This is a genomic window from Shewanella sp. AC34-MNA-CIBAN-0136 (assembly GCF_040309945.1).
Classification (GTDB): Bacteria; Pseudomonadota; Gammaproteobacteria; order Enterobacterales; family Shewanellaceae; genus Shewanella.
The window spans coordinates 94,980-107,763 of the sequence record NZ_JBEOPJ010000011.1; the positions used below are offsets into that span (position 1 = coordinate 94,980).

General features: G+C 41.0%; 10 protein-coding genes and 1 pseudogene. 6 read left to right on the forward strand and 5 right to left on the reverse strand.

Annotated features, from left to right (window positions below):
* Positions 1-33 precede the first annotated feature (33 nt).
* Entirely contained in the window at positions 34-2,649 is a 2,616-nt protein-coding gene (gene exeM / locus AAEY94_RS12535) for an extracellular exonuclease ExeM (RefSeq protein WP_350978993.1), read from the forward strand.
* Between the two features lie 230 nt (positions 2,650-2,879).
* Here the strand turns inward: exeM and AAEY94_RS12540 are convergent.
* Together AAEY94_RS12540 and ridA are read right to left on the reverse strand one after the other, a co-directional pair.
* A pseudogene (locus AAEY94_RS12540) lies at positions 2,880-3,096 on the reverse strand (transposase domain-containing protein); the annotation flags it as partial.
* Positions 3,097-3,253: 157 nt separating this feature from the next.
* Complete coding sequence (gene ridA / locus AAEY94_RS12545) at positions 3,254-3,637, reverse strand: deaminase RidA (protein WP_182697748.1); 384 nt, start codon at positions 3,635-3,637, stop codon at positions 3,254-3,256.
* 253 nt (positions 3,638-3,890) lie between these two features.
* Here ridA and AAEY94_RS12550 point away from each other — a divergent pair, with 253 nt between their 5' ends.
* The 3 genes from AAEY94_RS12550 to AAEY94_RS12560 are packed head-to-tail and all read left to right on the forward strand — an operon-like array spanning position 3,891 to position 6,747.
* Complete coding sequence (locus AAEY94_RS12550; RefSeq protein WP_350978994.1) at positions 3,891-5,099, forward strand: hypothetical protein; 1,209 nt, start codon at positions 3,891-3,893, stop codon at positions 5,097-5,099.
* Entirely contained in the window at positions 5,096-5,944 is an 849-nt protein-coding gene (locus tag AAEY94_RS12555; protein WP_350978995.1) for a hypothetical protein, read from the forward strand. The genes AAEY94_RS12550 and AAEY94_RS12555 overlap by 4 nt, the downstream gene beginning before the upstream one ends.
* Positions 5,944-6,747, forward strand: a complete 804-nt coding sequence (locus AAEY94_RS12560; protein ID WP_350978996.1) for a hypothetical protein — start codon at positions 5,944-5,946, stop codon at positions 6,745-6,747. Before AAEY94_RS12555 ends, AAEY94_RS12560 begins: the two co-directional genes overlap by 1 nt.
* A gap of 57 nt (positions 6,748-6,804) precedes the next feature.
* Here the strand turns inward: AAEY94_RS12560 and spoT are convergent, their stop codons facing one another.
* From spoT to gmk, 3 genes are read right to left on the reverse strand one after another with little or no spacing between them, the layout of a single operon-like run.
* A complete protein-coding gene (gene spoT / locus AAEY94_RS12565) occupies positions 6,805-8,913 on the reverse strand; it encodes a bifunctional GTP diphosphokinase/guanosine-3',5'-bis pyrophosphate 3'-pyrophosphohydrolase (RefSeq protein ID WP_101087664.1) in 2,109 nt (702 codons plus the stop codon).
* Positions 8,914-8,926: 13 nt separating this feature from the next.
* Positions 8,927-9,205: a DNA-directed RNA polymerase subunit omega gene (gene rpoZ / locus AAEY94_RS12570; protein WP_011635854.1), complete on the reverse strand. Its 279-nt coding sequence runs from the start codon at positions 9,203-9,205 to the stop codon at positions 8,927-8,929.
* 60 nt (positions 9,206-9,265) lie between these two features.
* Positions 9,266-9,889, reverse strand: a complete 624-nt coding sequence (gmk, locus tag AAEY94_RS12575; protein ID WP_102036136.1) for a guanylate kinase — start codon at positions 9,887-9,889, stop codon at positions 9,266-9,268.
* Between the two features lie 363 nt (positions 9,890-10,252).
* On the opposite strand from gmk, the gene AAEY94_RS12580 reads away from it, so the two are divergent.
* Both AAEY94_RS12580 and AAEY94_RS12585 read left to right on the forward strand, forming a co-directional pair.
* On the forward strand, positions 10,253-11,542 hold the full coding sequence (locus AAEY94_RS12580; protein ID WP_350978997.1) for a DUF805 domain-containing protein: 1,290 nt from the start codon (positions 10,253-10,255) through the stop codon (positions 11,540-11,542).
* Positions 11,543-11,618: 76 nt separating this feature from the next.
* Complete coding sequence (locus AAEY94_RS12585; RefSeq protein ID WP_350978998.1) at positions 11,619-12,689, forward strand: phosphotransferase enzyme family protein; 1,071 nt, start codon at positions 11,619-11,621, stop codon at positions 12,687-12,689.
* Positions 12,690-12,784 lie beyond the last annotated feature (95 nt).

A 12,784-nucleotide genomic window follows, 5' to 3' on the forward strand; every position in this document is an offset into this window, starting at 1 on the left:
TAGCATTTATATTACAAAATATGGGGTTAAAAAATGAAAGGACTGACTAAACTAACGGCGGTTTCACTCGCAGTAGCCGCTGCAATGCCGATAATGGCAAATGCAGAGGTGTTAATTAGTGAATACGTTGAAGGTAGTTCAAACAACAAAGCGATTGAACTGTATAACAACAGTGACGTTGCAATTGATTTAACAGGCTACAAATTAGTACGTTACAAAGACGGTGACTCTGCAGCGCTTGATATGGTGGAATTAACTGACACTATTGCTGCTAAAAGTGTCAAAGTCATTTTGCATTCAAGTGCAGCGATTACCTTACCAGCCTCAACCGACTCGATGACCGGTAACTTATACTTTAATGGTGGCGATGCTGTCGGCCTATTAAAAGACGGTGTGTTGGTTGATGTTGTTGGTGACATTCCAACTCCAGCAGGTTGGGGGTTTGACACCACATTCCAGCGTAAATTAGACGCCTTAACCGCCAGCACTACTTATGATGCTAGCCAATGGGCCACATTAGATAAAGACACCTTTAGTGGTTTAGGCTCGCTTGATGCGGCAGTAACACCAGAACCAACAGTATTTACCTGTAATGGCGCCACACTGACCAACATTTATGATGTGCAAGGTGCAGGTGACTCTAGTCCATTAATTGCCGATGGTAGTTATGAATCGGCTAATGAAGTGACCATAAAAGGGATTGTTACTTCTAGAAGCGACAGTTTATACAAAGGTTTCTTTATTCAAGATATGCAAGGTGACAATTCACCTTATACTTCAGACGGCATTTTCGTCTACTTGAACGAAGCTGCACCAGACATTATTCAGCCAGGCACTGAAGTGTGTGTGCAAGGTAAAGTAAACGAGTATTACGGCTCGACTCAGATTAACCTTAAGGACGATCAAAAAATTGAAGTTGGCGCGTTAGGTGAAGTGCCTCTAGCCAGTGCATTTTATGTTGCCGATGGCGAAACCCTAACGCAAGCATTAGAGCGTGTTGAAGGCATGAAAGTAGTATTAGATGCGGGTAGTGAGATGAAAATCACCCGTACCTTTAGCTACGATTATGACGGACGTCGTAACAATATGGTGTTGTCACATAAAGCGCCATTAATGAAACCAACTCAAGTATTTGAGCCAAACTCAGCAGATTCTATTGCACTGGCTCAAGCTAACGCGGTGAACCAGTTATTTGTTGAATCTGATTTCAAAGCGAAAGATGGTGAAGTACCTTATTTCCCAGAGTTTAACGCAGAAACGGGTTACATTCGTGTGGGCGATCAATTGACTAACCTTGAAGGTGTGATTGGTTATAGCTACAACGCATTCCGTATTTTACCGACCAACATGATTACTGCTGGCGATTTTATCCGTGTAAACGATCGTACCGATGCGCCTACAGTGGCAGATATGGGCGACATTCGCGTAGCGAGCTTTAACGTGTTGAACTTCTTTAATGACGTTGTTGGCGGTGATGCTAATCCATCAAACAGCAATCGTGGTGCATTAATCGAAGAAGAAATGGTGTTGCAGCGTACTAAAATAGTGAATGCGCTTGTCGCCATGAATGCTGATGTTGTTGGCTTAATGGAAATCGCTAACAATGGCTTTGGCGAGTTAAGTGCTATTCAAAATCTTGTAGATGCATTGAACGCAGAATTAACTGATGATAAAGCGTATCGCTTTGTTGAAATTGAAGATGCTGATAAGTATGAAGACAAATTCATCGGCAGTGATGCGATTACAGTTGGCATGTTATATCGCCCAGCCCGTATTACATTAGACGGCGCGGCAAAAGTGATTGCGACGCCAGAACAACATGCTGCAGAAGGTGCGCAAACCCGTGAGAAAGATGGCGTTGTTGAGCAAAGCCCGAGTTATGAAAAGTTCCAACGTCATAGCTTAGTGCAAACCTTTAGCATTAACGATGAAAAGTTAACTGTTGTGGTTAACCACTTAAAATCGAAAGGTTCAGGCTGTATTGAAGACTGGGCTGAATTTAACGAAAACGCTGAGCCAGCAGACTTGCAAGGAAAGTGTAATGCATTCCGTGTCTCAGCAGCCAAAGTACTCGGTGAGTCACTAAAAGATGTTGCTGGTGATGTACTGGTTATTGGTGATTTAAATGCCTACGGCAAAGAAGATCCGGTAGCAGTATTAACAGATTACGATGCCTCAACTACAGATCATGTTATCCGCACTGCATCGTGGACTACCTTAGACGGTAAAGTGTACGAGCGTGAAGGCACCGTGATAGATAAAGGTTATGGTTTAATTAACTTAAACACTCAAGCACATGGCGCAGCCACTTATTCATATAGTTACAGTGGTGAATTAGGTAATTTAGACCATGCTTTAGCCAATGAGAGTTTAGCGGCTAAGTTAGTCGGTATTGACGACTGGCACATTAACTCAGTTGAATCTAACCTGTTTGAATATGGTAGCAAGTACACCGGAGATCTGGTTAAAACTGAAAGTCCATTCTCAGCTTCAGACCATGATCCAGTGATTATTGCATTAAGCTATCCTGCGCCAGTAACGCCAACTCCTACGCCAACACCAGAGCCTGTTCAAGACAGTGATGGTGGTAGTTTAGGTTACTTTGCATTGATGTTATTAGGTGCTCTAGGCTTACGCCGTCGCAGTTAATTATTGCATTATTAATGATACATATATAAAAAAGGCGCCCTAGGCGTAATGCCGTTCACTTAAGGTGAGCGGTATTTTTTTTTGCTACAGGATACTGTTTTTAATGAATTTTTAAGTGCCGTGGATAACGCCTTTCTCGCTTGCCTTTGGTAAGGCCTAGGAATACTGGACACTTTGTAACGTTCTAAAATGATGATTTTCATATTCAGCGGGTGAAACCCTGCCATTAGCAACACAGTATCAAGCTTATTAATCAATTGACGGACGTATTCTGAGCGGAATAGAGACATGCCTATAACAACCCAAACTATCGCGTCCATGGGCAATTTACATCGCCTTAACGTCGCTACGCCATTTGAATTAAGGCAGGATTGAATAATCCCGGGTTCTAGTACATCAGCGAGAGATAAAAAACTCAGTTAGACGATTAATTGAAGTGTGAGGCAAGGGGTGGTGAAAGTTCCATAAAAAATCCGATAATAAAGATTATCGGATTTTCGCAGGCTAGAAAGATCGGTCAACCGATCAGTTAAATTTTGTCGTTTTACCGCTTAACTGATTCGGTATACGCCCTAGGCGCGTTTTAAAAGTGGTATATTTTTCGTTAAATTTCCATTATTCCGTCCATTTCTACCAATGATCCCTTTGGTAACTCTTTGACGCCAATAGCGGCACGAGCTGGATAAGGTTGTTGGAAGTAACGACTCATAATTTCGTTTACAGTGGCAAAATGAGATAAATCGGTTAAGAAGATATTTAGCTTAACGATGTCACTCATTTTTCCGCCAGCAGCTTCACATACCGCGGTTAAATTTTCGAACACTTGTACAACTTGTTCTGCAAAATCATCGCTCACCATGGTCATGGTTTTTGGGTCTAATGGGATCTGACCTGAAAGATAAACGGTACTGCCGACTTTAACTGCTTGTGAATAAGTACCAATAGCTTGGGGAGCTTTGTCGGTTGCGATGATAATTTTTTCAGCCATGTTGAATTCTCTTTAATTGTGTTGTTTGGTAAAAATTACTCGTCAATGTATCGGCTTAGCGCTGTTTGAGCAAGCCTCCTTAAACAGTTTCAATACTATGACTAACGTCTGACCTAAATTGATCGACATGAGTTTATTGTTAACACACTATCATCAAGTATTACTTACTTTAATAAAATCAGTCATTTGTAGCTATATATAAAATCAACAATCCATTTTATGATACACAATTTATGTATCACGGATGAATAGCATGACTTGGAAAAACAGCAGTACAAATAAAGACGCACTACAACCGAGTTCACCTCATAGTTTAATGGGTTTAGATCATCAAACAGCATTAGAGCATGGACTTCGATTACCGGTTGACTTTAATTACCAAAAAGTTGAATTTTCCTATCAAGCATTTGTTATGCTGCAAAGCCTTAATGATTATGACCAACAGCAGGTGATTAAAGAAATTCAATTTATCAGCCTGCACCCAACAGCAGCCTCGTCAGTTAAACAAAGCCGTAATCCCTTTAGGCATATGCGCCGCACAGATATCCCCTTCCGTAATTATCACTATTTTATAGATTACAAAATAGCTACCAACTGCCAAGTGCATGTCACCGATATTTATTTTGATAAACAGTTGTATGGTGAAAAAGATCGCCACACAGATGAGCGCACCATGCTGTATCAAGTTGAAAGAATTGGTATAGGGGCAAAATATGATGGTGTAAAAACGGAAGATGAAATAGAGAAGCTTACCAATGAATGGGGCGATCCTAAACCAATCACCCAAGTGAATACCACTCATGCTGCGGTTAACGGTATGCTAAATGAGTTTACTAAAGCGCAGTGGCTAATGGGTACCCATTTAGATACTGCGTATCAAAGTGATGCAATTAAAGCTTATACTTTATTTCATAACCCCAGTGATAAAGTGGTGCGCGATCTTATTGAATGTGCTTTTGATAAAAGCCAAAGCAATACTTCCCATAATGCCCAGCACTTGGCGGCAGTATTAAAGCAAAACCAACAGTTGGGTAAAAAGGTCAAGTGGGTTGCCCACAGCCAAGGGGCGATAATATTTTTATCTGCTTTGCAATATTATCGAGTTAATTATCAAGGGCAATTAACGGGCCAAGAGCTAGCGATTCATGGCAGTGGTGCAAATTTAGCGGAGCTACAACAAGCCGCTAAACTGGCAGGGTTAAAAACCCATCGGCCGCGTAATAATCCATTCGATCCCGTGCCTAATCTAGCCGGTAAAAATGATCTGTCAAAAAGTAGTTTTGCGCGGTCGTTAAAATTTGCCAGAGCATTGCTAGGCTCATCTGGTGTAAGTCCGCATACCTTGCCATTTCTTGGGGTGAAAACCTATCATCAGCAACTGGTGATGCTAGGTGATCATAAACGAGCTGCATATGTTAGAAAATATATCAATCAAGCTGAACAGATGAACGAGTTATTATGAAGAAATTAATCAAAGCATTATGGCAAGGTTTTGTTGGCGGGGCCGATTTTACTCAGCTGGTGACAGAGCGGTTTGTTTTAGAAGATAAACTACTCAAAGTCGCTATTCCTATTAGTAATGTTGTTGCTCGAAAGCCGACTAAAGAAGTCAATTACCCTTATAAAAATAACCATTGGTTTCACACTAATCAAGAAACTCATACTCATGAAACTTATGTGCATATCTATACTCGAGTTTGGATGTATTTACCGATTATCGGTATTTTTCCTAGCAGTGAATATGGCATGTTAGGTTGTGTATTTCGGATTAAGAAAACTCCTGAGGGAGTGAATGCGCTTGATAATCTGGCATTAGGTCAATGGCTTAATCAAGAATATGATGAATATTATAATCACCCTGAACCAGGAGATAAATCTAAAGGAAGGAATACTGCTTTAATTGCTGAAATGCAACAAAGACACGGTGATCTAACTACTTCTCATATGGCTTCACAGTTGCAAGCTTATATAAATGGTAGTGGTTACCCTGAAATTCCTGCTCCCACTACAGTCAGCTTTAATAATATTCAATGGGTATTTTATCAACTAGTGAAACCGAACTCACGCAGTCGGACAGATATGTATTGTTTAGGCTTGGATGAAGGCCATTATTTAGTGGTGCGTTTTAGTCATCGTGTTGACCGATCTGATAAGCACAAAAAGTGGCGCAAGGCGGCCAATCAAACGCAGCAACGGGTGATGGAGATGGTGTCATTAACTGATTATGTTGCAGATGAACCACAATCGCGACTATCCAATGATACTTCGTCAGCTCTGCAAACTTCATCTAGGCAAGAAACGGCATAATGGGTTTATTGAAGAGCTTGTGGCAAGGCTTTGTTGGTGGTGCTGATTTTACTCAGCTCGTCACTGAACGGTTTATTTTAGAAGATAAACTGTTAAAAATAACTATGCCAGTCAGCAATATTGCCACGGTAGAGCCCCCAAAAGAAGTTAATTATCCTTATAGAAGCAACTACTGGTTTAGTCATAAACAAGAAACTCACACCCACGAAACCTATGTACATATTTATACTGAGTTGTGGATGTATTTACCTATTATTGGCATTCAGCCCTGCAGTGAATACGGTATGCTCAGCAGTGTGTTTAGAATAAAAAAAAACCCTGATGGTATTAATGCGCTGGATAATCAGGTGCTTGGTTCATGGCTTAATCAAGAATATGATGAATATTATAATCACCCTATTCCAGGCGAAAAAGGAAAAGGTAGCAACACTAGGATAAGGCAAGAAATGAGTAAACAAACCACTCTTTCAGATGAGGTAATGGCTATTCAATTAGAAGCAGCTATAAACAATGGTGGTTACCCAAAAATTCCAGATGCTACTACGGTACAAATAAATGGTACTGAGTGGGTGTTTCATCAACTGGTTAAACCCCATTCACGCAGTCGCACCGACATGTATTGTTTAGGTTTAGATGAAGGCCATTATTTAGTGGTGCGCTTTAATCATCAAGTTGACCGTTCTGACAAGCATAAAAAGTGGCGCAAGGCTGCTGATAAAACTCAACAACGAGTGATGGAGATGGTGTCATTAACTGATTATGTTGATGAGGCGCCGCAAACCTTATTGGGAAGTAACATTTAAATTTTGATATGGATATTCATGAGATGCCAATTTTGCACACCTCACCTCATATTATTTCTATCTATTGCGTGAGGTACGTAGCACTTCAGGTAAAACACGTATTCTGCGCATAACGTTTGCAAGGTGAACACGATCTTTAACTGAAATACGTAAATTAATCAAATACACTCGGCCATCACGTTCTTCGGTACTGAGATTATGAATATTAGATCCAGCAGATGCGATGATAGAAGTGATTTTTGCTAATGCACCTTGATGGTTAACAATTTCAACCCGTAGATTTGCTTGGTATTCTGCGCCTTCTACGTTATCCCAATGCACTGAAATATACTTATCAGGTTCGCCTTGATAGCCGCGAATATTGGCACAGCTTTCCATATGCACTACCAGACCTTTGCCTGGGCTTACATGGGCGATGACGGCATCACCAGGAATTGGGCGACAACAATTGGCGTAAGTGACCAACATACCTTCAGCACCGCGAATTGGCATTTGTGGTTTTTCTTTATTGCTATCTTGCGAATCAAACTGCTCACCAACCAAGCGCTGGGCAATCACAATGCTCATGGCATTGCCTAAGCCAATATCTGCTAGCAGCGATTCTAAAGATGTGTGTTTGGTTTCTTTGATCACTTTCTCAAGTAATTCAGCCGGAATGGTCTCAAGCTTAGTATCACCTAAGGCATGGTTTAGTAAACGCTTACCTAATGCGATAGCGTTATCGCCTTTAAGACTCTTTAATACTTGACGAATTTTACCACGAGCTTTACCCGTTACGACAAAGTTTAACCATGCAGCATTAGGGCGAGCACCTTTTGCGGTAATGATTTCAACGGTTTGCCCTGAAATTAATGGTTGGCTCAGCGGGTATGCTTGACGATTAACGCGTGCGCCAACACAGGTATTGCCCACATCAGTATGCACTTCGTAGGCAAAATCGACGGCAGTGGCATTGACCGGCAATTCTAAGATACGACCTTCAGGGGTAAAAACGTAGATTTCTTCAGGGAATAATTCAGTTTTAACGTTTTCAACAAATTCAAATGAGCTGCTGGCACTTTGCTGTAACTCAAGCAAACTTTGCATCCATTTATGAGCACGAACTTGAGAAGTGCTTTGTTGAGCCGTATCGGTATTGTTTTTATACATCCAATGCGCAGCAACACCTTTGTCGGCCATTTGATCCATTTCTTCGGTGCGAATTTGCACTTCAACAGGAACCGCATGAGGGCCAAATAATGATGTGTGTAATGATTGATAACCGTTGGCTTTGGGAATAGCGATATAATCTTTAAAACGTCCTGGGCGCGGCTTGTATAATCCGTGCATAGCGCCGAGCACGCGATAACAGGTATCAATAGAGTCAACGATAACTCGGAACGCATAGATATCCATAACCTCTTGAAATTGCAGTTCTTTACTGCGCATTTTTCGATAAATCGAATAGAGGTTTTTTTCACGACCTTTGACTTTAGTGGGGATCCCAGCTTCTTCAAGGCGTGTTTCAATGGCCACTTCAATACTGTTAATTAATTCTTTACGATTCCCACGAGCTGCTTTGACAACATCACGTATCACTCTATGTCGCATAGGGTAATAGGCTTGAAAACCTAAGTCTTCAAGTTCGATTTTGATATTGTGAATACCTAATCGGTTAGCTATTGGGGCGTAGATTTCTAGGGTTTCGCGAGCAATACGACGACGTTTATCAGGGCGAAGTGAGCCCAGTGTGCGCATGTTGTGAGTTCGGTCAGCCAACTTGATGAGGATAACTCGAATATCTTGAGTCATTGCCATCATCATTTTACGGAAATTTTCCGCTTGGGCTTCTTTTCTATCACGAAACTTGATTTTATCAAGTTTTGAAACACCTTCCACCAGTTCTGCAACCGCCACACCAAATAACTCTGTGAGTTCTTCTTTGGTGACAGGAGTATCTTCGATGGTGTCATGAAGCAAGGCAGCCATAAGCGACTCGTGATCGAGACGCATGTCTGCCAAGATGCGGCTAACCGCAACCGGATGGGTAATATAAGGCTCGCCACTTGTGCGCATTTGCCCTTCGTGGGCATCACGCGCAACCAAATAGGCCTGCTTGAGTAATTCTACTTGATCCGGCTCTAAATAGCTGGATGCTGACTCTTTTAGACCTTCAAACAGATACAAGTGGCGCTACTCCTTATAAAACGCGGCCTTCTGCAATGGCTGCGACAGCGGCAATTTCAGCTGCTTCACGTTCACGAACAGTTTGGCGCTCATCAGCATCTAAAGTGTTTGAGGTGACTAAACCTAATTCGATTTCACGTAAAGCGACAACCGTTGGTTTATCATTCATCTCATCAACCATAGGTTCTTTACCTTGGACGGCGATTTGGCGTGCACGACGCGCTGCAACCAGGATCATATCAAAACGGTTGCCGATTTTATTTACGGCGTCTTCTACAGTTACGCGAGCCATGTGTTGAAACTCCAGTGTTATCTATGGGAAAAAATGACGCAAAATTGTACACTATGACAATTAATCTGCCAAGAGATCAACAATCATATCATTTTGCGCATGCTGCTGACTAGCACAGGTTAGCCTTTGACTGCGAATAATGGCGCTTAAATCGGCTAGCGCGTTATCAAAATCGTCATTTACAATTATAAATTCGTATTGCGCATAATGTGACATTTCCGAAACGGCTTGTGCCATGCGCGAATCAATCACTTGCTGACTATCCTGACCTCGGCCAGTTAAACGACGTTCAAGCTCAGCTTTAGAGGGCGGTAAAATAAACACTCCAATCGCCGTTTCCATTAATTTTTTTACTTGTTCTGCGCCCTGCCAATCAATATCAAGAAATACATCGATGCCTTTATCTAATGTTTGTTCGATGACGAGCTTGGAAGTGCCATAAAAATTGCCAAAAACTTCGGCCCATTCAATAAAGGCATTTTGGGCAATTAGTGCTTTAAATTGTTCCACAGTAATAAAATGATAATGTTGGCCATCGACTTCGCCTGGACGAGGTTTGCGGGTCGTATGTGACACTGAAACCTGTTTATCGCTGGGTTTATCTTTTAATAGTGCTGATATAAGTGATGATTTACCTGCGCCACTAGGGGCTGACACAATAAAAAGATTTCCACGAGTGCTCATAAAAAGGGTTTCTCATCCGATTATTCATTAAGAAAGCTTAATATTATACTCGTTAACTGTAGGGTTATGCTAGCGCAATGATAGATATTGGTATTGTGTATTATTGCTATTAGATTAGTAAAATCAGCTCTTAGATTGATAAAAAGTAACTTACGCGATAATGAATAAAAAAGTAACGCAAAATCTAGGTTGGGTATGGCTTTATAAGATAAATTCTGTAGGCTTTGCGCTATTAATAGCGGGTGTCGATTTTGATGATGAGAACAATCCATTTGTGTTGTAATAACGCACGATAATCACCGACTCATTCTGTTATGTAGCCAGCTGTTTTTTGATTTTTTTGTAAATGAATAGGAATGATTGATGTCTGTAAAAACCCTACTGTGCCGAGATGGTCGTGACACAGGCTTAAGGTTAATGGGAGTTATTTTAGCTGCATTTTTGTTGCTAATAATCTCTGCTGTTGTATTTCCGGCAAGTGTAATTAATTGGATTGTGACGCTAGCAGTAATGCCTGTTGTTGGTTTATCGGCTGTTCGTCGCTTAAATGATGCCAATAAGTCGATTAAATTGGCAATGGTATGTGTTGTTCCGGTATTGGTTTTTGGCATATTAACCTACTTAATGGCGCCTTTAGGCGCACTAGCAGGAGTGTTTTTGTTTGGCCTGGCTTGTGGTGGCTACCTAGCATTCTTACCGGCTAAAAATTCAATTAACTATGTGCAAGGATATTATGGACCAAGCATGGTATCAGTATCCATTTCGGGCTCGGTTTTTCATCGACAAGAACCGGTAATGAAAGGGCAGGTTATGCCTGTTCATGAGCAGCCTGATAACACTTTTTCATCAAGAGAGCCAGCTGATGAAGTAGCGTTTACGGGGGTAACTCATCCAGATTCTGCCGATAGAGACAAACATCCATTTAATGATGATGCTGTGCCGCAAACAAGTTTCGAGCAAGCTGGCACGCACATGGATCAACATTTCGATACAGCAACAGAATATGATCCGGTCAATTCGTTTTCGACGTCGCCAGAACGTAGTCATCAGCCGCTTTATGTTGATCAAGATGCGTTGCAGTCAGGGTCGATTACTGAACTTGCAAAATCTTGGCTGAATGTGGCTAAGTTACACCAGACAAAGTTGATTTTAATCGGTAAAATTGCCGCGGCTATTATTGCTGTTAGTGTGGTTGTGTATTTGGTTTTCACTTTAATCAGTGTATTTTCTGGCGACGGCACAGAGCAAACTGAGCATGTTGATGATATGAGTAATCAACAACAAGCCAGCATTCGACAAATGATCAAACTGCCTGATGGGTTTTGGCTCGCTTTAGAGGGCGAAATCCTTATCGTACGTTGGTTAGGTGAAAGTGGTGATAAACAAAATTTATGGCGTTTAGCGACTGCAATAGGTGATAAAACCTGTACCAACCTTGAATTTAATGACGGTAGCCGTTACCGGCCAATAACGGTTGATCTACTAGATGATGGTGCCAGTGAAGCTCGATTTACGCCACTGGATAAAGATGCCATTGTTAATCATGTTGCGCTTAGAGGTAGCTTTAAGTTGTGTGGTTATGAATTTAGTTTAAAGGGCAGCCAAGCAACATTAATGCAAAACCCTCAATTTGAAATGATACTAAGCCAGTAACCATTATTAAGGTAACCAAACAGAAGAAATGTGTTGGTTATCTTTGGCTTTGATGAACATGATTTGGAGTTTTTGATTGGTCAATTTTATCCGTAAAAATGTATTGCCTCAGTTTGGTTTTAGTAGTGAGCATAGTACGCTTTATCCATTGGGTAATGGCCATATTAATCAAACCTTCTTGGTGAGTGATAAATCAAAATCGTTGGTGTTGCAGCGCATTAATACCCAAGTATTTATTGAACCTAAGGTGGTCATTCAAAATGCTGCCAATATTAGCCAGCATTTATTGATTAAGCACCAACAGCACCATTATCCATTACAAGTGGTTAGTCCAATAGCCACTATAGCAGGTGCACTATATTTGGATTTAGGCGAACAAGGTTTTTGGCGAGCAATAGATTACTTACCTCATAGCAACACGATTGAAGTGGTTGATACACCAGCTCAAGCTAAGTTGGCAGCTGAGGCTTTTGGTCATTTTGCCGCAGCATTAAGTGATTTGAACCCTAGTTACATTGTCGATGTTATCCCTGATTTTTTGAATTTACCTCAACGTATCGCTCAATTGCGTGATGCAAAGGCAGCTGACACTCATAATCGATTAAGTCATTGTAAAGATTGGGTCGATTTGTGTTTGTCACAGACAGATTTACTGGCAACATTGGTACAATACGAAGCCGAATTACCGGTTCGAATATGTCATAATGATACTAAAATCAATAATATGCTGTTTGATGGGCGAGATATGTCCAGCATGGCCATTATTGATTTAGATACCTGCATGAAAGGATATTTGATGTATGACTTTGGTGATATGGTGCGCGCTTTTTGCTCTCCAGAGCCAGAGGACTCAACTAATTTAACCAATGTATATGCCCGACCTGAGATTATTATTGCAGCTACAACATCGTACATGGAATCTCTAGCTGACATTATTACTCCGCTCGAAAAACGTAGTTTATGGCTCGGCACTAAAGTGATGCCATTAATGCTTGGGGTACGGTTTTTAACGGATTATTTAAATGGCGATACATATTTTGGGATCAAGTATCAAACTCACAATCTTGATCGCGCTATAAATCAGTTAACTATTTATCAAAGTCTACTGCAGCAAGAAGCGCAGTTAATGTCATTATTTAACTCGTAGTCACCATCGTTAACTCACTTCAGCTTGAGATCATACCTATTACCATAAGTAGCAGCACAAAAAGTTTTATAATAATGGGCATTATTTTGATCTGA

Excerpts from the sequence above, each read along its gene's own strand:
- exeM (WP_350978993.1), top strand. The coding sequence starts at position 34 with ATGAAAGGACTGACTAAACTAACGGCGGTTTCACTCGCAGTAGCCGCT.
- ridA (WP_182697748.1), bottom strand. The coding sequence starts at position 3,637 with ATGGCTGAAAAAATTATCATCGCAACCGACAAAGCTCCCCAAGCTATT.
- AAEY94_RS12550 (WP_350978994.1), top strand. The coding sequence starts at position 3,891 with ATGACTTGGAAAAACAGCAGTACAAATAAAGACGCACTACAACCGAGT.
- AAEY94_RS12555 (WP_350978995.1), top strand. The coding sequence starts at position 5,096 with ATGAAGAAATTAATCAAAGCATTATGGCAAGGTTTTGTTGGCGGGGCC.
- AAEY94_RS12560 (WP_350978996.1), top strand. The coding sequence starts at position 5,944 with ATGGGTTTATTGAAGAGCTTGTGGCAAGGCTTTGTTGGTGGTGCTGAT.
- rpoZ (WP_011635854.1), bottom strand. The coding sequence starts at position 9,205 with ATGGCTCGCGTAACTGTAGAAGACGCCGTAAATAAAATCGGCAACCGT.
- gmk (WP_102036136.1), bottom strand. The coding sequence starts at position 9,889 with ATGAGCACTCGTGGAAATCTTTTTATTGTGTCAGCCCCTAGTGGCGCA.
- AAEY94_RS12580 (WP_350978997.1), top strand. The coding sequence starts at position 10,253 with ATGTCTGTAAAAACCCTACTGTGCCGAGATGGTCGTGACACAGGCTTA.